The 22,715-nt window shown below is 37.3% G+C and carries 15 protein-coding genes and 2 tRNA genes; 8 read left to right on the top strand and 9 right to left on the bottom strand.

The genetic code is table 11. The features are described from left to right. Positions 1 to 45 precede the first annotated feature (45 nt). The 6 genes from GFO_RS01305 to GFO_RS01280 all read right to left on the bottom strand — a co-directional run bounded on the left by GFO_RS01305 (position 46) and on the right by GFO_RS01280 (position 9,939). Entirely contained in the window at positions 46 to 813 is a 768-nt protein-coding gene (locus GFO_RS01305; RefSeq protein ID WP_011708194.1) for an XRE family transcriptional regulator, read from the bottom strand. Positions 814 to 895: 82 nt separating this feature from the next. Continuing rightward, positions 896 to 2,881 carry a heavy metal translocating P-type ATPase gene (locus GFO_RS01300; RefSeq protein WP_011708193.1) on the bottom strand — a complete coding sequence of 662 codons (1,986 nt, stop codon included), beginning with the start codon at positions 2,879 to 2,881 and terminating at the stop codon, positions 896 to 898. Between the two features lie 92 nt (positions 2,882 to 2,973). Continuing rightward, entirely contained in the window at positions 2,974 to 3,387 is a 414-nt protein-coding gene (locus tag GFO_RS01295) for a Fur family transcriptional regulator (protein WP_011708192.1), read from the bottom strand. Positions 3,388 to 3,602: 215 nt separating this feature from the next. Further along, positions 3,603 to 3,944, bottom strand: a complete 342-nt coding sequence (locus GFO_RS01290) for a hypothetical protein (protein ID WP_011708191.1) — start codon at positions 3,942 to 3,944, stop codon at positions 3,603 to 3,605. Between the two features lie 297 nt (positions 3,945 to 4,241). Further along, a complete protein-coding gene (locus tag GFO_RS01285) occupies positions 4,242 to 6,680 on the bottom strand; it encodes a zinc-dependent metalloprotease (protein WP_041250195.1) in 2,439 nt (812 codons plus the stop codon). 340 nt (positions 6,681 to 7,020) lie between these two features. Continuing rightward, the gene (locus GFO_RS01280) at positions 7,021 to 9,939 is read right to left on the bottom strand and encodes a M16 family metallopeptidase (RefSeq protein ID WP_011708189.1); all 2,919 of its coding nucleotides are present in this window, start codon (positions 9,937 to 9,939) and stop codon (positions 7,021 to 7,023) included. Positions 9,940 to 10,411: 472 nt separating this feature from the next. Here GFO_RS01280 and GFO_RS01275 point away from each other — a divergent pair, with 472 nt between their 5' ends. The 8 genes from GFO_RS01275 (at position 10,412) to GFO_RS01240 (ending at position 19,159) form a co-directional block, all read left to right on the top strand. Beyond that, positions 10,412 to 11,743, top strand: coding sequence for a tyrosine-type recombinase/integrase (locus tag GFO_RS01275; RefSeq protein ID WP_011708188.1), 1,332 nt, complete (start codon positions 10,412 to 10,414; stop codon positions 11,741 to 11,743). 30 nt (positions 11,744 to 11,773) lie between these two features. Next, positions 11,774 to 12,598, top strand: coding sequence for a hypothetical protein (locus GFO_RS01270; protein ID WP_011708187.1), 825 nt, complete (start codon positions 11,774 to 11,776; stop codon positions 12,596 to 12,598). 83 nt (positions 12,599 to 12,681) lie between these two features. Continuing rightward, on the top strand, positions 12,682 to 12,951 hold the full coding sequence (locus GFO_RS01265; protein WP_011708186.1) for a helix-turn-helix domain-containing protein: 270 nt from the start codon (positions 12,682 to 12,684) through the stop codon (positions 12,949 to 12,951). A gap of 286 nt (positions 12,952 to 13,237) precedes the next feature. Then, entirely contained in the window at positions 13,238 to 13,879 is a 642-nt protein-coding gene (locus GFO_RS01260; RefSeq protein ID WP_148264580.1) for a hypothetical protein, read from the top strand. A 150-nt stretch (positions 13,880 to 14,029) separates the two neighbouring features. Further along, positions 14,030 to 16,756, top strand: a complete 2,727-nt coding sequence (locus GFO_RS01255; protein ID WP_011708184.1) for a DNA methyltransferase — start codon at positions 14,030 to 14,032, stop codon at positions 16,754 to 16,756. Positions 16,757 to 17,153: 397 nt separating this feature from the next. Continuing rightward, on the top strand, positions 17,154 to 18,236 hold the full coding sequence (locus tag GFO_RS01250; protein ID WP_011708183.1) for a hypothetical protein: 1,083 nt from the start codon (positions 17,154 to 17,156) through the stop codon (positions 18,234 to 18,236). 40 nt (positions 18,237 to 18,276) lie between these two features. Beyond that, a complete protein-coding gene (locus GFO_RS01245; RefSeq protein WP_232501935.1) occupies positions 18,277 to 18,576 on the top strand; it encodes an STAS-like domain-containing protein in 300 nt (99 codons plus the stop codon). Next, positions 18,560 to 19,159, top strand: coding sequence for a hypothetical protein (locus GFO_RS01240; protein ID WP_041249965.1), 600 nt, complete (start codon positions 18,560 to 18,562; stop codon positions 19,157 to 19,159). The genes GFO_RS01245 and GFO_RS01240 overlap by 17 nt, the downstream gene beginning before the upstream one ends. Before the next feature lie 73 nt (positions 19,160 to 19,232). Here the strand turns inward: GFO_RS01240 and GFO_RS01235 are convergent. From GFO_RS01235 to mutS, 3 genes are all read right to left on the bottom strand, one after another. Continuing rightward, positions 19,233 to 19,320 (bottom strand) — tRNA-Leu (locus GFO_RS01235). 15 nt (positions 19,321 to 19,335) lie between these two features. Beyond that, a tRNA-Gly gene (locus GFO_RS01230) sits at positions 19,336 to 19,408 on the bottom strand. A gap of 650 nt (positions 19,409 to 20,058) precedes the next feature. After that, positions 20,059 to 22,638: a DNA mismatch repair protein MutS gene (gene mutS, locus GFO_RS01225; RefSeq protein ID WP_049792119.1), complete on the bottom strand. Its 2,580-nt coding sequence runs from the start codon at positions 22,636 to 22,638 to the stop codon at positions 20,059 to 20,061. Positions 22,639 to 22,715: the final 77 nt, after the last annotated feature.

Raw genomic sequence — 22,715 nt, 5'->3', positions numbered from 1 at the left:
TCCTAACTGAAATAAAAAAAGCCCTTTCGCAAGAAAGGGCTTTTTTTAATGTTTAAATGATTTTAATTCTCTTTTGAGCTCATTCATAGATTGTTGTAATTCCTGGAAAAGCCCGTTATTAGAAGGATTATCTAAATTGAAAGTAAGTTTAGAATTTACCTGCCAAATTTCCTGAATATCATGAACATTGATCTCTAAGGGCAGATATTCTTCATTTAAAGAAATAAGCAAAACCTTTGAGGGATCTGGCATTTTCTGAAGCTTCTTTACCAATACAGAATCATACATTACGATAACATATACTTTATTATTACTGGCTTCTTCTATACTCGAAACTGCTTTCCCCATGACCCATTCACCAGGTCTGTAATCTGGCAACATACTATCCCCTTCAATTTGAAAACCTCTATAGGTTGCGTTTCGAAATTCCGGTAAAGGAATATCAAACGCCGGTAATTGATTATACCATTCCACATCCTGAACATTATGAGGGTATCCGGCTGCAGCTTTCTGATTCACCAGAACAATATTCTCATTATCGGCATTATCTACAGTTACTACTTTTGGACTAACATCCCCTTTGGATATTTTAAGGTACTTTTGTCCACTTTCTCCGAACAACCATAACGGATTTATACCAAATTGCCGAAGTAATTCAGCAACTACTTTTCCTGAAAGTTTGGTGCGGCCACGTTCTATGTCTGCTGTAGAATTCTTAATCCCGATTAAGGCCGCAAATTCAGATTGTGTAAAATTGTTCTCTTCGCGAACTTCTTTAAAATGCTTAATTTCAATAGATCCAGGTATGCCCATATTTGAATTGTTAGGAATAATTCCAAAATTTACTCAAAAATATTGGATTTAATCCTATTTAAGCAAAAAACCTACAGATTTTTTAAATATTGCTATACTTATCTTTAAATGCTAACAAACGTAGGGCATTAAGAACAACAACAATCGTAGAACCTTCATGAAAGACTACAGCGATCCCAATATTGGCCCAGCCAAAAATGGTAGCCGGCAAAAGCAACGCTACAACGCCGAGACTAATCCATAAATTCTGTTTTACAACCTGCTGTGCCTTTCTGCTTAAAGCAATCGCAAACGGAAGAATTTCGAGTTTATCTGCCATCAGGGCTATATCAGCAGTTTCCAAGGCAACATCACTACCCGCAGCTCCCATGGCTATACCCACAGTACTATTCGCCATGGCAGGAGCGTCATTCACTCCATCGCCTACCATAGCGATTTTCGATTCTTCTTTTTCAAGTTTTTTGATTCGGTCTACTTTTTCTTCTGGTAATAGACTACCATACGCATCTGTAAGTCCGATCTCAGAAGCCACAGCGTTTGCCACCTGCTGATTATCTCCGGTAAGCATGATCATTTTTCGAATGCCTATCTTTTTCAGTTTAGCGAGGGTGGGCTTAGCCGCTTTTCTTGGCGTATCCATCAGGGCCACTATTCCGCTAAATTCATTATTGCTGTGAACAAGCATTACTGTTTTTCCTTCCTTCTCAAGATCCTTTACTTTTTTCTCCACTTCTGAAGGAATGCCAGCGTCTTCAAAAAGTTCTAAATTTCCTATCTGAACCATTTCGCCATCTACGGTTCCCTTAATTCCCTTGCCCTGCACAGCTTCGGAATTCTTAACTTCAGGAAAACCATTTAATTTTGTCATTTTGGTCTTACCATCCCGCACCACTGCTTTAGCTAAAGGATGATTACTCGAACTTTCAAGAGCAATTACTTTTTGAAGAAATTCATCATTAGAAAGACCATTTAAAAGTACCATATCGGTCATTTTCGGCTTCCCTTCTGTTAGTGTTCCAGTTTTATCAAAAGCCAAAGCTCTTAAGGTTCCCAAATCTTCCAATGGCTTACCTCCTTTGATGAGAACACCGCCTTTCGCCGCACGGGCAATTCCGCTTAATACTGCTGAAGGGGTTGAAATAGCCAAAGCACACGGACTTGCTGCTACCAAAGCTGCCATGGAACGATAAAAACTATCCTGCCAGGATTCATCTACTACCAGGAAAGCAAAATTTAGAAGCACTATTAAAATTAGAACTCCCGGGACATAAAATTTTTCAAACTTATCTGTTAAGAGCTGTGTAGGAGACTTTTTATCCTGAGCTTCCTGAACCATGGTGATAAGGCGGTTCAAAGTAGAATCCTGAGATTCTTTAATAACCTTTATCTCTATGCTGTTGTCCCCGTTAATAGTTCCGGCGTAGACCCTGCTTTTTTCAGGAATCTCCTTATCATTTTCATAATCCTTATTTATATCTTCGATCGGTTCTTTATCTACAGGAATACTTTCACCGGTAATTGGTGACTGATTAATATTTGTTCTCCCACTAATAAGCAATCCGTCTGCACTTACAGTAGAATTAGGTTTTATTCTTATTACATCTCCAATCTTTAATTCTCCAATGGGCACTTCTACAAAGTCATCTCCTTCTTTTCGCAAAGCGATCTTTGGAGAAAGTTTCGTGAGCGACTCAATAGATTTTCTAGCCTTGTCCATAGCGAGATGTTCTAACGCATGGCCAAGACTAAATAAGAATAAAAGAAGCGCTCCTTCAGCCCATTTATCCAAAAGTGCAGCTCCAACTGCCGCCACGAGCATAAGAAAATCAATCTGAAAATTGCCTCTAGAAATTTCCTGGATAGCATCCTTTAAAGTATAATAACCTCCAAAACCATAAGAAATTAGATACGGAACCAGAATAAAAATAAAATCAAGTTCACTAAAGGTATCAAGCAGAAAACCGATTAATAAGAATACCCCACTAATTACCGCAAATATCAATTCAGTTTTATTACCAAAGATTCCATCATTATGTGGTTCACAGCATCCGTGATTATGTTCAGACATCCCGATTAAATTTTACAATTAAAAAATATTAAGAAAGAATAGATTTTATATTACGGGCAAAGGTAAGGGGAAATTGGTGCAACTTAAGTGCATTAATTCTCATTGCATCTATCACAGATACCTTTTAAAACAAGATTCATATCCTGTGTTACAAAGCCTTTAGGCAAGCTTATATGGGGAATTTTATGATCGGTAAGGCAAAGGGTTTCATTACAATTTGTACAGTGAAAGTGAAGATGAAGATCTTGAGAACCCGATCCAATTTCAGGTTCATCAAGGGCATATTTAGCAACACCCGTACCATCATCAATTTGATGAACAAGACCGTTCTTTTCAAAAGTTTTAATTGTGCGGTATAAAGTAGTGCGTTCAGACATCTCAAAATCTGATTCTATATCATTGAGTGTCACTGCAACCTGTCTATCCCGAAGAAACTTGTACATTAGAAGTCTAATGGCTGTAGGCCTCACTTGATGCTCTTGCAGAACTTTTTCTATTTCATTCATACCAACTGAAAGTTACGCAAAGTTAGCATGAATTCCCTTAAGATAAAATCTCTTGATTTAATTAGAGGGATTAAGAATTATTATGAAGTCCTACCTGTTTTTAATAGGAATATCTGGCCAGGGTTCTAATTCTCCGAATTCCATTTTTCAGAAATTGATTGTTTAAAAAAATATGGGTCTATTTTGAAAGCATTAAAGCCATTACAAAAATATCGTTAGAGCAACTTCAACTCAACTATCCAGAAACCTATAATAAATAAAAGAGAAAGGAACATTCCTCCAAAGATCATTTTCAATCCCCCATTTTCAACTTTCAAATTATCCATTTCTTCTTTTACATACAATTTTTCTGTCTTCTCCAGCCTCAAATAATTACTAATTCCCAGTTTTGTGGCAATTTTTCCTTTTGGTGTAAGCCTTATTTTACCGTTGACGGTAAGAGTAATTAGATCATACTCGCGTAAGGTATTAATAAATTTAATGGAAGTATTCTGCCTCAAATCTGCAACTTTCATGCCTTCTCTAAATTCTACGACTGTATTTGCAATTGTTTCCATTTTAACACTTTATTAAGTTTGATATACTCTAATTAACAAAATTTAACTTTAGTATCAAAATGTTTTTTTTCATGCAGTTTCACAAATTTTCAACTTTTATCACCTTAGATTATGGTTTTGTGCATTTTAGATTAAAAAAAATCATAATCCCTAATATCATTTTTTTGTAAAAAATATTAAATTTTTACAATAACTATCCCTTAGCCAGCGCTTCCTAATAGATCTTCAATTAAGAATTAAAAGAAAAACGGTCGCCTATAGACTATAGACGACCGTTTATAATTCCATTATATCGAGTTATTTTTCAATCAAAATCGCCGTATCTATCCTGGCCAAAAGGTCTTCCCAATGATACTTAGTTAACTCATGATTTACAAGATTTTTCCGTCTATTGATATCACTTTTAAGTTGATTTAGCTCGCCTCTCATCAAGGCCATAATATCAGATTTAAGCACTTCATCATTATCCCGCATTTCTAGTTCCTTCACATAAGAAGCTGCTGCATCTACAAAAGATCGCTGCAAATTTCTTCTATAAGCATCGGTTTTATTGGAATTATACAACTCGCTAAAAACCCCTTCTCTTAAGTCGGTCATCATTTCCATTACCGTATAAGCCTCACTGGCATTCACTTCTTCATTCGCAATCATTCTCTTTAAACGGTCTTTTTCAAGGAGGTTTTCCAGGGCTTTTGTTTGGAGGGACTGAATTCTATTTGTAGCTTCAGAAGATTCTATTCTGCCAAGAAGATCCTGATCAAGCATCCAGGTAGGTGTACTAAATGCTTCTTTATTCAGGAATTTCACGGCATTCTGCTGAATTTTCTCAGGTACCGGCTCGTAGATCGCACCAGACTGGTCTGAGGTTTTGCGTGTTTCATAAACACCTCCAATATTGGTGATTACGTGGGAAAGATAACCTCTCCACATATAACTCAATTCTCTGTAAACCTCGTCCAGATCGTCATAGCCATAACCTTCTTTTGAAGTCCATTCTACAAGATTAGGAACTACCTTTTTTAAATTCGCCACGGCATATTCCCCGGCTTTCACCTGATCGTCTCCTAAACTTTCCCGCTGGGACTGAGGATCTGCTCCTGAGTATCCATTTCCAAATTCATATATGGGATCACCTGCCTTTTCCAGGATCCACTTGTCCAGGGTTTTCTTTTCGTCCCTTGCCGATGCTGCTTCCGGTAGATAGCGGTATCCCCAATTGATAGCATAAAGATCATAAGGTCCCATCATCCTGATATATCTCACATCCTCATCTCCCGGCTGGGCTATGTAGTTTACACGGGCATAGTCCATAATAGAAGGCGTAAGCCCATATTTCTGGGTAAATTTTGCCGATCTTAATGAATCTGTTGTATACGCAGAGCTGGCTTTCATATTATGCGGAAGACCAAGCGCATGCCCCACTTCATGAGCGATTACCATACGCATCATCTCTCCAATTTCGGCTTCAGGCGTATTCAAAGTTCTTGCATTCGGATTCTGAGCACCGGCTTCGATCATAAAACGGTTCCTGTAAGATCTTAGGTGATTGTGATACCAGATGATATCGCTTTCTATGATCTCACCGGTACGAGGATCGGTCACAGAAGGACCTACGGCATTTCGCGTTGTACTTGCCACATAACGAACTACAGAATATCTCACGTCTTCGGGGCTAAATTCCGGGTCTTCTTCCTTAGTTGGCGGATCTTTGGCGATAATCGCATTTTTAAAGCCCGCTTTCTCAAAGGCAACGTTCCAGTCTTCTATACCTTTTTTAAAGTATGGTCTCCATTTTTCTGGTGTAGCAGGATCAAGGTAATAAACAATGGGTTCTACCGGCTCTACCAGCTCTCCCCTTTTATAAGCTTCTACATCCTTCGGAATTAATTTCCAGCGACGTATGATCTCGTAATCATCTGCTTTTAATTCTTCTGAATTATAATCGTATTTATCTATCGTAAACCAGCCTACACGATAATCTGCCAGCCTGGATTGCATTTTATTCTCAGGCAGAAGGATCATAGATTGGTTTAAAAGCATAGAGATAGTTCCGGCCTGGTCCCTTTCAGGAGGAGTCTCGGCCTCATAGGTCATTACATGCTTTATTTCTATATTTTTTGGATAGGAATTTGCAGATTCTATATAAGACCTGCTTTTATCCAGTTTCTTAACTTTATATTGTTTTCTGAGCCTCGCTGAAATTCCATTGATGGCTTCCACTTCATTTTCAAACAATCCGCCTGCTTCAATAACTACACTGGTGGAATCTTTGCTCCATGCTTCAATTTTGGAGCTGAAAAGAATCGGGAAAAAATTATTGGCCTGTACAGACTTGTAGATAGGCGACTCTTCATCGCTTTGGTTCTCAAAGCTTATTACCTTCATATCAATATTCCCGTTACGCTTCACCCAGCGTACTACCTGTTCATTTACTTTTGAACCGGCATTTACATAGCCTCCGCCAAAACCTGAAGGAACTCCGGCAATCCTGCTTACCAGAAGCATGTCTTTTTCAAAAAGACCTGTGGGAATTTCAAAGTAGAGCTTGTCATCAACAAAATGCGTGGTAAAAAGCCCCTCATCACTTTTTGCTTCTGAAGTGATCACTTTAGAATACTCTTTTAAGTCTGATTCCTTTTTTTCGGGTTTCTGGCTGTCCTTAACAGCTGGTTGGGACGTCTTGCAGCCGACACTAAAAACGGCAAGCGCGCCCAATAGTAACATTCTTTTGATCATGAAAAAAATTTTGTTTCCGAAGATAAGGAAAGCTTTAGAATACTGAAAATGATTATCATATATCATTTTTATAGAAATCTCTATTGGATTAGTAAGATACAATAAGGAAAGACAGAGTACAGTCTGAGCTATTGATCCAGTTTGCAATTATAACAGATAGGCACAAAAAAGAGGCTGTCTAAAAAGTCTGTATTTCGTCAAGCTGTCCCGATAGCTATCGGGATGTTTCAGCTTCTAATTAAATTTGATTTCCAAATTATTAAGATCCTGAAATGAATTCAGGATGACGTGTTTTTGACTTTCGAGACAGCCTCTTTTCTATTATATAGAAAAATGAATTTTATTTTACATCATTCATTTTAATTTCATCACCTTCCTTATTTAGAAGTTTTACTTCATCAAAGCCCATTTCTTTGAATTGCTCGAATTGAGTCTTGGCATCCCCAACCACCAGATAGGCCATTTTAGATTCATCCAGGTACTCATTCGCCAATTCCTGATGTTGCTCTAATGTCATATTATTAACAACATTTTCCTCTTTCTCAATATAATTAGAATCAAGATCGTAAGCGCTCATCTCCTGTAACATTCCCAAAAGCGAGCCCTGAGTTTCAAAACGACGGGCGTTCGATTTGATCAATGCATTTTTGGTGAATTGCAGGTCTTCTTTTGTAATTCCATCTTTGTACTTGGAAATTTCATCCCTGAAGATCCCAACCGATTCTCCTGTTGTATTTGTTCTTACAGAAGAGGATGCAGTAAAAGTTCCCGGAATTTTAGATCCGCTAAATCCTGAACGTGCTCCATAGGTATAACCTTTTTCTTCTCTAAGAATAAGGTTTACATTTCCGGAAAATGAACCTCCTAGTTTATAGTTCATTACTTCTAAAGGATAGTAATCTTCGTTGGTTCTTGGAATCGCAATATATCCAATATTAATAATAGACTGTTTTGCATCCGGAACATCTACGAAATAAAGAGAAGCTTTTTCACGATCGTTTTGAATCTGAAAATCAGGAATATTCACTTCTTTAGTTTTCCAGTTATTCTTTAGACCTTCAGCTGCAGCAAGTGTTTCAGTTTTATTTACATCACCAACCACATGCAATCTCGCAACAGATGGTGAGAAATTTTCAGCATAAAATTGTTTCAAATCTTCCATGCTAATCGCCTTAACTTCTTCTTTTGTACCTGAAGTAGTATAAGCAAACGGATGATCTTCGCCGTAAAGAATTTTATTGTAAACCCTGTTCGCAATCGCATTAGGATTCGCCTCGTTTCTTTCTATCCCATTAATAGTGCTGGTCTTAATCCTGGCCAATTCCTCTTCATCCCATCTCGGTTCCAGTAAGATTTCTTCGACAAGATCCATTGTTTTTGCGAAATTCCGCTTCAGAGTATTTCCACGAACAACGATAGATTCATTGCTGGTATACATATAAATATTTGCTCCCAACAAGGCTATAGCATCTTCCAGTTCCTGCGGCGTCTTATTTGCGGTCCCTTCCATCATGATATCGCTCATTAAATTGGCAACCCCATTATGATCAAGATCATCCAGCAAATGCCCGCCTTCCACTACCAGGCTAAAGGTTACCAGTGGCAATTCGTTTTGCTCAATACCATAAACCTCTAAACCATTCGCCAGTTTAGTATTCCATGATTCCGGAACGTTAAGGCTTGGAGAGTCTCCCATTTCAGGCTGTACAGACCTGTCAAAATTAGAAGGAGTTTTTTTAATTTCTTCAGGTTCTGTTTCAGCTACTTCAGTTTCCTTGTTCTCCGTGATTTCTTCCTCAACAACCTCAGCTTTTTCAGAATTTTCAGTGATCAGATCCATTTTACCCTTCGGCACAAAACTGGTCATTACATAAGGCTTATCCTTGATATATTGGTTATAAACGCGCATCACGTCTTCTTTGGTCACATTTTTAATGTTTTCCAGATCCTCCTTGTAAAAGTTAGGATCACCTGCAAGAACATCATATCGGGCTAATTGAAAAGATTTTCCCAAAACACTGCTAATTCCATTATAGAAATCGGTTTCCAGTCCTGCCTTTATCTTTTCGATATCAAGATCTGAAACTCCTTCTTTTTCAAAAAGGTCAAAAGCCTCTTCAATTCCCATTTCAATACTATCCAGATCTACCCCTGAATTTGCCGTAACATTCACGGTAAACTGACCTGCCAACTGGCTCGGACTGTTATAAGCATTGGCGCGCGAGGTAAGTTCTTTCTCCTTTACCAGAACTTTATATAATGGCGCATCTTTACCTTGAGATAGGATTTGTCCCAGATAATTAAGTGCATAAGAATCTTCACTATACTGTTCTACTACCGGCCAAACCATATTTAATTGCGGCGCAGTGGCAAAATTGTCTTCGTGATATAAACGCTTAGTTTCATCTAAAGTCACCAATTGTGTTTCTAAAGGAGCTACTTCCTGACCTTTTTTGATCTCACCGAAATATTTTTCAATCAAATCTCTTGCCTCATCTTCCTGAAAATCTCCTGCGAGTACCAGAGTTGCGTTATTAGGACCATAAAATTTGTCATAAAATTCCTTTACATCTTCTACAGTGGCGTTTTGAAGATCTTCAAGTTCTCCAATTACCTGCCAGCTATATGGGTGGCCATCAGGATACATATTTTTATCTATCACCCAACCGGTATGTCCGTAAGGATTATTATCCACACGTTGCCTTTTTTCATTCTGAACTACTTCCTGCTGATTGGCAAAAGCAGCTTCTGTAACGGTGTTGATCAAATAACCCATTCTATCAGATTCCAACCAAAGCACCGTTTCCAGGGCATTATTGGGAACAACCTCATAATAAATAGTCCCATCCTGCCAGGTTCCCCCGTTTAAAGTACCTCCGGCATCCTGAATCGTCTTAAAGAACTGATCCTGCGGAACATTTTCAGATTCCTGAAACAGCATATGCTCAAATAAATGGGCAAAACCTGTTCTTCCTTTTTTCTCACGGTTAGACCCAACTCCGTACTGAATCGCTACGGAAACAATAGGATCTGACTTGTCTTCATGCAGTATAACATTTAAGCCGTTTTCCAGTTCGTACTTCTTGAAATCAAGACTTAGGTCTGCACTCTCTTCGGCTTTCACCGTATCTTTTTCCATCATTGCCTGACCGGGCTCTGTGGAAGTATTCTGCTTAGTATCCTTTACTTTACAGGATACTACAGCCATAAACATGCATGAAAGCACTACAGCCTTCATCTCAAATCTGAAGTTTGTCATATAAATAATGATTTTATTAAGTTTTCCGAATTTAATAAAAACTATGCTTGTTCGTTGCCTGTAATCTCAGAATTTCATTTAATTCTTATAGATAATTGAAAAATACAGTGATTTTTGAAGAATTTACTTCTTAAAACGTCGAAAAATTGAGAAGGGGAAGGCGAAGGTTTTTGCAAAGAGATTATAGGGTGACCTTGATATTTAAATCTAGGTCTGAAAAGCTACATAACAAAAAAACCCTCAAAATCAACTGATTAAGAGGGTCTTTGGTACTCGGGACGGGACTAGAAACCCAATATTAAAAAGAACCACTTGCTTCTCTAAAAATTTACGAACCCCTTTATTTAAAGGTATAACTACTGTTTATATAAAATAAAAAGCATTGCATTTAATGTTATTTGGTTGACTAAAGTGCCAATTTGGTTGACTAGGTGTTGACTAAAAGGTATATTTGTCCGCAAAACAGAACAGAATGGCCTCAATTAAGTTTCTACTTCAAAGTAAATCATCCAATGCACCTGTTTATGCTCGCCTCTCCTTGGGAAGAGGAAAAGTCTATAAAAGAAAAACTGGACTCTACATTAATCCAAGTCTTTGGAGCAAGGCTACTGGTTTTCCTAAAACAAAATCCTCTGACGGCAGAGAACTTAAATCTGACTTGAAGAGCCTCGAATCTAAACTACTAAACAAATTAAACGAAGATAATTCCAGCGGAATTGAAATAAACGGAGATTGGCTTTCCTTTAATATCGACCTTCATTTTAAAAGGGTGGTCAGTAATGAATCAAATTCGGACTACTTGGTAGATGCTATTGATTCATATTTGAATGGAGCAAACCTTAGAGACAATAATAAAGGAGGAAAAGGTTTATCTAGAAGTAGAATTCAGGGGCTTAAACGCTGTAAAACAATAATTGAAGAATTTAGCGGTAGAAAGAAGTATAAAGTAGTCGAGGTTAATTTAGCCTTTGCCAAGAAATTTAAAACATGGATGCATAACGATCAAAAGTATGCTTTATCATATACCCTAAAAATGATTGACAACATTAAGTCTATCTGTTATGATGCTGAAACAAACGGTGTTAAAATAAGCCCGCAATTAAAAAAGATTAAAGCAGGGAAGGTTAAAAAAGAGGAAATAGTCTACCTCAGTTTTGATGAATTAGAAGTCCTGAAAAAAGTTGACCTGAACTCTGAGGCACTTGATAATGCTAGAAGGTGGCTGATTCTGGGGTGCAACATAGGACAACGAGGTGGAGATCTTCTTCAGCTAACTGAAGGAAACGTTCGCACAGTACAAGGCAGAATGGTAATCGAATTAATTCAGACAAAAGGCGAAAAGCATGTTTTAGTTCCTCTGAACTATGATGCCAAGGAAATATTAAAAGAAGGCTTCCCAAGAGCTATAACTCCTCAGAAATTTAATGAACATGTAAAAGAAGTATGCAGAATTGCAGAATTTAACGATATCATCTACACTGGTGTACCTAAAATGGTTTTGGTATCTAAAACCTCAAAAAAGAAAGTAAAGAGACTTGTTTATGATCATTATGAAAAATGGGAAACTATCGCCTCTCATGTTTGTAGAAGGTCTTTTGCTACGAATTACCATGATCAAATGCCACTACCTTTTATGATGAGTATAACAGGCCATAGTTCAGAGAAAACCTACCTTAAGTATGTAGGTAAAACCTCATCGGATTACATTAATTCCATTGCAAGTGTATTCGAAAAACAAAGAGAGAGTCAAGTTAACAAACAGGCTAATCTAAAAGTGGTAAGAAACAAGGCTGTCAATCAATAGTTTCTTATCCTTGCAGAAAGAAAAAAGTCAATGTCTTTCATACCAGCCGAATTAAATATCTTCTCTGAGCTAAACCCTTCTAGAACTAAAGGCCTATATCACACCGATGTTATTGATGCAATAAACAAGAATCATGAAAAAGCTGAGAATGATATTAAGCAAGGAAATTTGCATTCATTCCAAGAACACATTTTGATGAATCATGTTTATTATTTACAGTATTTTGATTTATCGAATCTCAAACTATGCATTGAAGAACATTACAAAATTCTGAAAAAGACCTATCCCGCTGATAACAAGAAAGTCTTCATCAAAACAGAGTTTGAACATTATATCACGAGACTAAAACAGCTTAGAGAGGCTTTCCAAGAACAAAACCTACAAGTCATCTGTAATTACGGTAATTTTGATTTTTATTTCTTAGAAAGAGGCTTAAGCTCTTATACTATTTGCTGGAAAGTGGTATCAAGGGATAGCTATGTTTTTTATGAAGATTACTTAAATCGAATCATCGACTTTCTTGAAAAAGAATTCTTTGAAAATGATATGCATATTCTACTTGAAGACGATATTCCACAAATTGAGCTAAACACTTCCAATATGAGCGAGAAGATTGTTTACTTAGAAGAACTTGGAGTAATTGATTTTCTTAAAAGCTTAGAACCCTTCAATACTTCCACAAATGCTTTAGCACATGCTGTAAGCAGCTTTACAGGGATTAAACCTAGCACAGTTCAGTCTTACCTAAACCCGATGAATAACTCCACACTTAACCAAAAGAACAACCCTCTAACTAAGAAAAGGTTAGAAAAAATTAGATTAGAATTGGAAAAGATAGGATTTGACCCAAATTAATTTCTAGGGAAGTTTGAAGGCTTATTAATTTCTCCCTAACTGTAACAAGACTGTCATTTGTGGCTTATTAAAAACTACTTAACATGCCACAGGTACAACTAATTCAAGAAACAGACAGTTTCATCAACGAGATACTAGAAAAGCTAGAACCAACTTTAAAGCAACTCACAGAAACCCTAAAACCAAAGGAGCCGGAAGAACTCCTAACCAGAAAAGAGACTGCGCAGCTTCTTAAAATCAACCTTTCCACACTGAATAGATGGTCTAAAAAGGGAAAGATCAAACGATATTGTATTGAGAATAAAATCTACTACAAGAGAAGTGAAATAGAAGCAAGCCTTACTCAAGTTTAGGGTAATGATAGACTTCCTAAAGGTTCTAGTTAAAGACAAAACTATAATCAATCACATTCACAAAAATGAGCTTTTAATCTGGAAGAGTTCAAGTGAGCAGCTCTCCCACTTTGATCAAGAAACTATAAACTCAAAAGAGACTAAAGTTTACAATGGTATTCTATTCTGTTTTTTTGAGAAAAAACTAGAAATCCTTATCAGACCTCACTATTATCATAATGGTAATTTGCATAATGCAAACGACTTTAGCTCTGCTGAATGCATAAAGGTTCTAAACTCGATAATCTTGGAATTAAATCTACCGGATCTTAGTTCTTTCCATATTGTTAATATAGAATTCGGTCTAAACACTTTCGTTCCTATTGACGTGAAAAATTTTGTTCGGTTTATTAGCTATCATGGAAGAAACGAATTCAGAACGGACTCAGATCATCCTCATAGTAAAAAAAGTTCCACTTATAGAAAAGGAAACCGCAATCAATACAAGATCATCAAGGCTTATGCAAAAAGTGTTCAGTTTCCCGAATATACAGAAGGAGACGTTTTTCGGTTTGAGGTAAAAAGCAAAAAAAGCAGGTATATAAAGAAACTTGGTATTTATTCAATAGAAGATCTTCTACTAGAACAAACTTATCTTACTCTGGGCGATCAATTATACAAAGAATATAAAACTGTTCTTTTACTTGATCAAGACCTTGATTTGAGTTCATTAAACGAAAATGAAAAGACTCTACTTCTAAAGCTTTCTAACCCTCTTTACTGGGAGAAACTTTTAAACCTAAATCGTAATACTTTTCAGAACAACAAAAAACGTTACACTAAACTTCTAGATAAAACCGGTTATAATCTTTTGAGGGAAACCAGAAAAATCATGAAAGACAAGATTGCCTCCCTTTGTTGTGCAAATTCACATATACTTATAAAGTGATTGCGCATAATTATAGGTTGAGGTTACTTTATACTTAATCAATTCTGTTTGGGTTTCTGTTTAGAACTTTAATTCTGTTTTGGACTAAACCGTTACCATTTCAAGAAAACATTTCTATCTTTAGCAAACTTCAAACAGAACTACTATTACATGCCTTTAAGCTGGAACGAGATCAAAAGCAGATCTATAAACTTCTCTAAAGAATGGGAAGGAGAATCAAGAGAACGAGCAGAAAAAGATACATTCTGGAACGAATTTTTAAACATCTTCGGAATTAGTAGAAGAAGAGTTGCTACGTTTGAAAAAGCAGTTAAGAAGCTTAATGATAATCAAGGCTATATAGATCTGTTTTGGCCGGGCACTTTACTTGTAGAACATAAATCCAAAGGTAAAGACCTAGATAGTGCCTTTTCGCAAGCTCTGGACTATTTTCCCGGTCTAAAAGACCATGAGTTACCCCGCTTTATTATTACCTCTGATTTTGCTGAGTTCAAGGTCTACGATCTGGAAGAGAATCTCGAACATGGATTCCCCCTAAGGGAGCTTACAACAAACATTTCATTATTTGGTTTCCTTGCAGGTTATGAGAAAAAGACTTTCAAGGAAGAAGATCCGGTGAACATTGACGCAGCTTATCTCATGGGAAGACTGCATGACAGACTTAAGGAGATTGGATATACCGACCACGAATTAGAGATATACCTTGTTAGGATTTTATTTTGCTTGTTCGCTGATGACACTAACATTTTTGAGAGAGGAATCTTTCAGGAGTACCTAGACCTTCACACAAAAGAGGACGGCTCTGATTTAGCGGCGCAATTAGGATATATTTTCCAGGTTTTAGATACACCAAGAGAAAAAAGACTAAAGAACATCCACGAAGCTGCTGACCAGTTTCCCTACGTTAATGGACAACTTTTCTCGGAATCTTTGAGACTTCCTTCCTTTGACAGTGAAATGAGAACAATGTTACTCGACGCATGCGCTTTAGATTGGGGCAAAATCTCTCCTGCAATTTTCGGTTCTATGTTTCAAGCAGCCATGAATCCAGACGAAAGAAGAGACTTAGGAGCGCATTATACCTCAGAAGCCAATATTCAAAAAGTCATCAAACCACTCTTTTTAGATGAGTTAAGGACTGAGTTTAAAAAAGTCAAGAGCAGCTCTAAAAAGCTAAAGGCCTTTCATGATAGGATTTCTAAATTGAAATTTTTAGATCCTGCATGTGGTTGTGGAAACTTCCTTATCATAACCTACAGAGAGTTAAGAGAGTTGGAACTAGACATCCTAAGAGAATTGAATAAGACCGGACAAGGCTTCTTGAATGTAGGAGATATTATCAAAGTTGATATTGACCAGTTTTACGGCATTGAGTACGATGAATTTCCTGCAAGGATTGCTGAGGTAGCAATGTGGCTCATGGATCATCAAATGAACATGAAACTTTCGGAGGAGTTTGGGCAGTATTTTGTTAGGTTACCATTAAAAAAGTCTGTTTCTATCAGAAATGAAAACGCTTTGAGATTAGACTGGAAAGAACTAGTTAAACCGAGCGAACTTGATTTTATTCTTGGCAATCCTCCTTTCTACGGTTACTCTTATCAAACTAAAGAACAGAAAGAGGACTTAAGCATAGTCTTTGAGACTGTTAAGGGATCAGGTGTACTAGATTACGTCGCAGGTTGGTATATTAAAGCTGCGAGATATATTCAGGGAAGTAAAATTGAAGTAGCCTTCGTTAGTACTAATTCTATTTCACAAGGAGAACAAGCAGGAATCTTGTGGAAAGAAATGTTTGATACACTAAATATTAAAATTCACTTTGCATACAGAACCTTTAAATGGAAGAATGAAGCAAGAGGAAATGCTGCCGTACACGTTGTAATTATAGGCTTTGGCAATTATGATATTTCAAAAAAGACTCTTTTTGAACATGATAAGCAGGGAAATGAAATCCTCACTACCTCAGCAAAAAACATAAATCCATACCTGATTGATGGTAATGACTTAATCATCCTTAGAAGGTCAAAACCACTAGCTGGAATTCAGGAAATGATAAAAGGGAGTTCTCCTACAGATGGTGGAAATCTAGTCTTAACTGATGAAGAAAAAAACAATCTTTTAAAGCTTTACCCTGATGCAAGTCAATTCATTAGGCAATATATTGGTAGCAGGGAATATATAAACCAGAACCCTAGATGGTGTCTTTGGCTTAAAGACTCCAAACCATCTGAGTTGAGAAAATTTCCGGAAATATTAGACAGAATCAAGAGAGTGAAAGATTTCAGAGAAGCAAGCAGAAAGAAATCAACTCAAAAGTGGTCTGAATCTCCCGCATTATTTATTGAAGATCGCCAACCTGAGACAAATTATGTTTTGATCCCTAGAGTTTCCTCTGAAAGAAGGAAATATGTACCGATGGGATACCTACCAAAAGAAGTAATAGTTAGTGATAGTGCAATTGCTTTGCCAGAGGCTAATTTATTTACTTTTGGAATTCTTAATTCACTCATGCACATGATGTGGATGAATTATACCTGCGGACGGCTTAAGAGTGATTTTCGGTATTCAAATACTTTAGTGTATAATAACTTTCCCTTTCCACAAGAAGTTAATCAAAATAGCAAGACAGAAATTGAGAACGCAGCACAGAAGATTCTGGACGTAAGGTTAGAATTTCCGGGAAACAGTTTAGCAGATTTATACGATCCATTAATGATGCCTAGAAAGCTTCTTAAAGCACACCAGAGGGTTGATAAGGCAGTTGATTTAGCTTATAGACCTCAACCATTTCCTGACGAAAGAAGACGAATAGAGTTCTTATTTGAGCTTTATGAGGAACTGCTTGCCTCTCAAGAAAAAGCGAAAAAGGTTTGAAACCCTTGATCAATTATTAACCCCATACCTCTTAAAAATGGGTTTACATTTTAGTTGCTAGTTCGCCTAGATATGGTATAGCCTCCTCTCTGCTATCATAAACAACTTTTTATATGATGAGGTATACTACTTGTTCAAGGTAAATAACAAATAAACTTTATTTTTAAAATACACAGACTTCAGCTATAAGTAATTGATTATGAAACTTATGAACATCAAGAACGTCTGAATAAGTTTGGGTGCGAAGAAACTATACTGAAATAGTAGTCCTAACCTCGATTTTACACACCTAGAAGTTAGTTTAATTACTTTGCCTTTCCCAAGTAAAGGAATTTATGTTTCTTTGGTTCTCCAATTACATTCCAGAACCTAAATCCCTACATTTTAACAGCCTTAAGTGAAAAACAGAAAACAGATTCGCCATAACAGAGCTCAGAAAAGATACCGTAGAGGACAAGCTTCGAAGAGAAAGGAGAAAATAAGAAATAGAGAAAACCAAGGACTCAGTAAAAGCCAGAGAGCAGAATTTCATCGTTTTAATAGGCGCTTTAAGGGCTACACTAAAATTAAAGCTCCCCAAAACTTCTCGTTAGTGGAAAAACCTGAAAAAACAATTAAATTTATCAGGTCTATAAAAAAACTCTATAAACGAAAGACAAAGGTTTTCGTTAATTTTGAGGAGGTTACCCATATCGGTTATGATGCTCTCGTCTTACTGTTGTCTATTCTCATAAGATTTAAGTCAAAAGGAATACCATTCAACGGAAATTTTCCTGCCAATGAGGAAGTGAGAAAAATTTTACTCGACTCTGGCTTCTTTGAGTACTTATATAGGAACATAAAAGAAGAAGATAGGTATTCCTTGATTAAGGGAGGGACTATTGCAACTCACGCATATAAGAAAGTAGACTCTGAGTTAACTAGTAAGGTTATTACCGATGCGAGTAAGACAATCTGGAAAAAGAGCAAACGTTGTCAAGGTGTTCAGCGTTCACTAATTGAGCTAATGCATAATACAAACAACCATGCTGCCTTTGATAAAGAAGGTGAAAAACACTGGTTTTTATCTGTACAACACCGTAAATCCGAAGGCGTAGTAAGCTTTTCCTTTTTAGATTTTGGGGTAGGAATTTTTGAAAGCTTAAATAAGAAAGGTAAGAGCAGTAAATGGTATAAGTGGGAAAGTGCACTTTCTAGGCTATTTACATTTAGTAATAACAAAGAATTACTTAAATTAATCCTCAATGGAGATTTGCACAGGACGGTTACAGGAAAAATTTACAGAGGTAAAGGTTTACCCGGAATTTATGAAGCCTATAAACGAAACCACTTTAACAAGCTCCATATTATCTCAAATGATGTGTACGCTGATATAGATAATAACAAATTTTTATCATTAAAAAATACTTTTAGTGGTACTTTTGTTTACTGGGAACTTAGTTCCGACAATTTTAATACAGATGGATTCAATAATGATTAAGGTAGCAACTGATTTTTCACCTTTTCCGGGCTCAAGATATATGTCCGAGGGAAAGCATTCTGGTGAAGAATTTCGCAATAATCTTCTGGCTCCTGCCTTTAAAAAAGCTCTGGAAGAAAATAAAAAAGTAATTGTCAATTTGGACGGGACTGCAGGTTATGGAACCTCCTTTCTAGAGGAAATCTTCGGGGGGTTGATCAGAGAAAACAATTTTGACTATACAGAAGTTATTAATCGTTTAGAGATAATTTCCAATGAAGAGGATTATTTGAGGGAAGATGCACTGGAATTTATACAGGACGCAAATGAAGCCCGAAATACCGATGAAGCAACTATTTAAGATCGGGGTTGCAATAGCTATTTTTTTTCTTGGCTTTGTAACCTCTAAGTATATTTCCATTCCTTATTTCAGAATCAATAACGAGCTGGATCCAGTGGCTCTCTTTTCGGCGCTCGTTTCCGTTATTGTCGTATATCTCTTTTACATATATATAGATAAAGACAAAGAAGATAGAGTTAGGGAAAAAGACTTAGTTCTGGGTAGGATTGAAGAAGTTTACCAGCTTATTAAGGATCAGTCTTTTCAAATTACATCTTCCAGCCTAGAATACAGTAAGGCAGCAGCAAACACCAAAAGGATTACCGTACAACTAAAAAACATTGAGGAACTTCTAAAGGCAACCAATATTAATCATCACAAAAAAGAATTTGATGAGGTACTGCAGCAAGTCCGGTCAGTGAAAGACCTCCTGACTTCCTATAAGGCTCCTAAAGGAGAACTTACTCAGGATTACATCCCAGATATTAAAGTTGAACAAGGCACAGCTTATTATTCTCCAAACAGAATGAAACAGATAAATTCTGCTTACGACGCCTTAAAAACAAAAGTTCTAACCTATCAACTTAAGATAAACAGAGCTTAGTTGACTAAATGTTAACTAAGCATCTCTCTTTAAAAACAAAAAACCCTCAAAATCAGAAGATTAAGAGGGTCTTTGGTACTCGGGACGGGACTTGAACCCGTACGGCCATAATGGCCATTGGATTTTAAGTCCAACGTGTCTACCAATTCCACCACCCGAGCTTAAAATTATAAATGAGCGAAAAACGGGATTCGAACCCGCGACCTCCACCTTGGCAAGGTGGCGCTCTACCAACTGAGCTATTTTCGCGATTTTTAAGAACATTGCAATATTGGCGATGCCTTTATTGCGGAGGCAAATTTAAGACAAATCTTATAACAGCAAAGAATTTTTTCAGAAAAATAATCACTAAAAACTATAAGCACTCAGCCTTAAGCTTTTGAGAAGTTTGACGATGGATATATTACAAATCTTCTACCTCCTAGTGACTGCCTCACTTCGTTTGGAATGACCTTTAATAAAAATGATAATTTAAAGAAAGCCTAACAGAAGCCTCCTAACTAAAAACTACGAACTACCTGACTGAAGGTCCTGAAACAAGTTCAGATGATGTTTTAATTTAGTATCATGCAATGAAAGAGACAATTTCAAACCACAAACTAGTAACTAAAAATGAGATTTCTCCCTACGGTCGAAATGACATACCAAATCCAGAGGCTTTTTAACAATAAACCACGAACTCCAAACTAACATGAGAATCTTCCGCTAGGCTTGAGATGACAAATAAAGAAAGCCTAGCAGAAGTTTCCTAACTAAAAACTACGAACTACCTGACTGAAGATCCTGAAACAAGTTCAGGATGACGGTTGACCATATTTCTCTTGCAATGAGTAGAGAGTAAAATACAACGCCGAACCACGAACTACAAACATCAAATTAGACTGTTCACTGATAATTGGTTATTGTTGTTTATTGTTGCCAAGCATCCGCTTGATCTCATTCAGTTTCATTAAAGCTTCCACAGGGGTTAAGGTATCAATGTCTATCCCCAGTAATTCCTGTTTTAGGTCTTCCAGTAAAGGATCGTCCAGGTTAAAGAAACTGAGCTGCATTTCATCTTCCGCAGATTTTTTCAATACGGCGCCGGAATCTTCCATAGAGTGCGACGCCTCCAGTTTTGCCAGGATCTTATTAGCCCTGTGCAACACCATTTGGGGCATTCCGGCCATTTTAGCTACATGAATTCCAAAGCTATGTTCGCTACCACCCGGCACTAATTTCCGAAGAAAAAGCACATTATCTTTTAGTTCTTTTACCGAAACATTGAAATTTTTGATCCGTTCAAAAGTTTCACACATTTCATTTAACTCATGATAGTGTGTAGCAAATAATGTTTTTGGTTTCGCGGGGTGCTCATGCAAATATTCACTGATTGCCCAGGCAATGGAAATTCCGTCATAAGTACTTGTTCCTCGACCAATTTCATCTAAAAGAACAAGGCTCCTGTCTGAAATATTATTTAGGATGCTTGCCGTCTCATTCATCTCCACCATAAAAGTAGATTCTCCCATGGAAATATTATCGCTGGCTCCTACCCTGGTAAAGATTTTATCTACAAGGCCAATTTCAGCAGATCTCGCCGGCACAAAACTTCCCATTTGCGCCATTAAAACGATAAGGGCCGTCTGCCTTAAAATCGCCGACTTACCACTCATATTTGGTCCGGTGATCATTATGATCTGTTGTTCCTCTCTATCCAAATGAAGATTATTGGTCACATAAACCTCGCCCGGGGGCAATTGTTTTTCAATAACGGGATGCCGCCCTTCCTCAATATCCATCCCATAAGAATCTGTGATCTCAGGTTTTGAATAATTTTCTGCCTGTGCCTGTTGAGCAAAAGAACATAAACAATCCAATCTCGCGATCAACCTGGCATTCTGCTGTACGGGATCTATATATTCCGCCATCCACGCAATAAGCTTTCCGAAAAGCTCCTGTTCTAAATGCAGGATCTTCTCTTCTGCTCCAAGGATCTTAGATTCGTATTCCTTTAGCTCTTCCGTAATATATCTTTCCGCATTCACCAGGGTTTGCTTGCGCGTCCATTCTTCTGGCACCTTATCTTTATGCGTGTTACGGACTTCTATATAGTACCCATAAACATTATTACTTCCAATTTTCAGGGAAGAAATACCTGTTTTCTCGGTTTCTCGCTGAATCATTTTATCCAGATAATCCTTTCCGGAAAAAGCCAGGCCACGAAGTTCATCCAATTCCGAAGAAAAACCAGAAGCGATCACGCCGCCTCTTTGAATTAACACCGGAGCATCCTCGCTTATGCTTTCTGAAATCTTCTCACGAAGCAAATCACAGGAATGCAGATTATCACCAATGATCTTCAACGCTTCGTTATTACATTTTAATGCCAGCTCCTTTACCGGAATAATCGCATTTAATGAATTCTTTAGCTGATTTACTTCCCTCGGACTTATTTTTTGCGTAGCCACTTTGGAGATAAGTCTTTCCAGATCGCTTATCTCTCGAATCTGATCCTGAATATTTGCTAATATTTCCGGGTTTTTAATCAGAAAATCAACCACCTGAAGTCTCTTTTCGATCATTTCAGCATCTTTGAGAGGCAAAGCCAGCCAGCGTTTTAATAGTCGGCCGCCCATGGGTGAAATCGTCTTGTCGATTACATCTAAAAGCGTAACGGCATTTGCGGCGGTGGAATGATAAAGTTCCAGGTTTCTAATGGTAAACCTATCCATCCAGACATATTGCTCTTCCGCAATACGGTTTATCGAATTAATATGCTGAAGCCTATGATGCCTGGTTTCTGCCAGGTAATAAAGTACCGCGCCCGAGGCAATGATCCCTTCTTCCAGGTGATCTATCCCAAAACCTTTAAGAGACTTGGTTTGAAAATGTGCGTTTAAGGTTTCTTCGGAATAATCTATTTTAAAAATCCAATCGTCCAGGTAAAAACAATGCTTGTCTTTGCCGAAGCTTTCGTTAAATTCTTTTTTAAATTTCTTCTGAACCAGGATCTCACTAGGCCCGAAATTCTGTAACAACTTATCTATATATTCCGTGTTTCCCTGGGCACATAAAAATTCGCCGGTGGAAACATCTAAAAACGAAACTCCAAGGTTCTTTTTTCCGAAGTGAACCGCACAGAGAAAATTATTCGATTTACTGTTAAGAATATCATCATTCATCGCCACACCCGGAGTCACCAGCTCGGTCACTCCACGCTTTACGATAGTTTTGGTCATTTTAGGATCCTCCAGCTGATCGCAAATAGCAACCCGCTGCCCTGCTTTTACCAGTTTTGGCAAATAGGTGTTTAAGGAATGATGCGGAAATCCGGCAAGTTCTGTACGCTCTCCGCCATTATTACGATTGGTAAGAACGATATTAAGAATTCGGGCAGCTTTTACGGCATCTTCTCCAAAAGTCTCATAGAAATCCCCTACTCGAAACAGCAACATCGCATCAGGATACTTTAGCTTGATGCTATTATATTGCTGCATTAACGGGGTAACCTTCTGGGATTTCTTAGCTGCCAATTTCAGTAGTTTTTATGAATCGCTAAAGTAAGTAATCTATC

The sequence above is a fragment of the Christiangramia forsetii KT0803 genome (genome assembly GCF_000060345.1).
GTDB classification, from domain to species: domain Bacteria; phylum Bacteroidota; class Bacteroidia; order Flavobacteriales; family Flavobacteriaceae; genus Christiangramia; species Christiangramia forsetii.
The sequence above is the reverse complement of the archived record's forward strand: the minus strand, read 5'-3'. Positions and strand labels throughout refer to the sequence as shown.

What these genes read in the sequence shown, in the direction of transcription:
- GFO_RS01255 (WP_011708184.1), top strand. Translation starts at nt 14,030, where the DNA reads ATGCCTTTAAGCTGGAACGAGATCAAAAGCAGATCTATAAACTTCTCT.
- GFO_RS01285 (WP_041250195.1), bottom strand. Translation starts at nt 6,680, where the DNA reads ATGATCAAAAGAATGTTACTATTGGGCGCGCTTGCCGTTTTTAGTGTC.
- GFO_RS01305 (WP_011708194.1), bottom strand. Translation starts at nt 813, where the DNA reads ATGGGCATACCTGGATCTATTGAAATTAAGCATTTTAAAGAAGTTCGC.
- GFO_RS01240 (WP_041249965.1), top strand. Translation starts at nt 18,560, where the DNA reads ATGAAGCAACTATTTAAGATCGGGGTTGCAATAGCTATTTTTTTTCTT.
- GFO_RS01280 (WP_011708189.1), bottom strand. Translation starts at nt 9,939, where the DNA reads ATGACAAACTTCAGATTTGAGATGAAGGCTGTAGTGCTTTCATGCATG.
- GFO_RS01245 (WP_232501935.1), top strand. Translation starts at nt 18,277, where the DNA reads ATGTCCGAGGGAAAGCATTCTGGTGAAGAATTTCGCAATAATCTTCTG.
- GFO_RS01295 (WP_011708192.1), bottom strand. Translation starts at nt 3,387, where the DNA reads ATGAATGAAATAGAAAAAGTTCTGCAAGAGCATCAAGTGAGGCCTACA.
- mutS (WP_049792119.1), bottom strand. Translation starts at nt 22,638, where the DNA reads ATGCAGCAATATAATAGCATCAAGCTAAAGTATCCTGATGCGATGTTG.
- GFO_RS01265 (WP_011708186.1), top strand. Translation starts at nt 12,682, where the DNA reads ATGCCACAGGTACAACTAATTCAAGAAACAGACAGTTTCATCAACGAG.
- GFO_RS01275 (WP_011708188.1), top strand. Translation starts at nt 10,412, where the DNA reads ATGGCCTCAATTAAGTTTCTACTTCAAAGTAAATCATCCAATGCACCT.
- GFO_RS01300 (WP_011708193.1), bottom strand. Translation starts at nt 2,881, where the DNA reads ATGTCTGAACATAATCACGGATGCTGTGAACCACATAATGATGGAATC.
- GFO_RS01270 (WP_011708187.1), top strand. Translation starts at nt 11,774, where the DNA reads ATGTCTTTCATACCAGCCGAATTAAATATCTTCTCTGAGCTAAACCCT.
- GFO_RS01290 (WP_011708191.1), bottom strand. Translation starts at nt 3,944, where the DNA reads ATGGAAACAATTGCAAATACAGTCGTAGAATTTAGAGAAGGCATGAAA.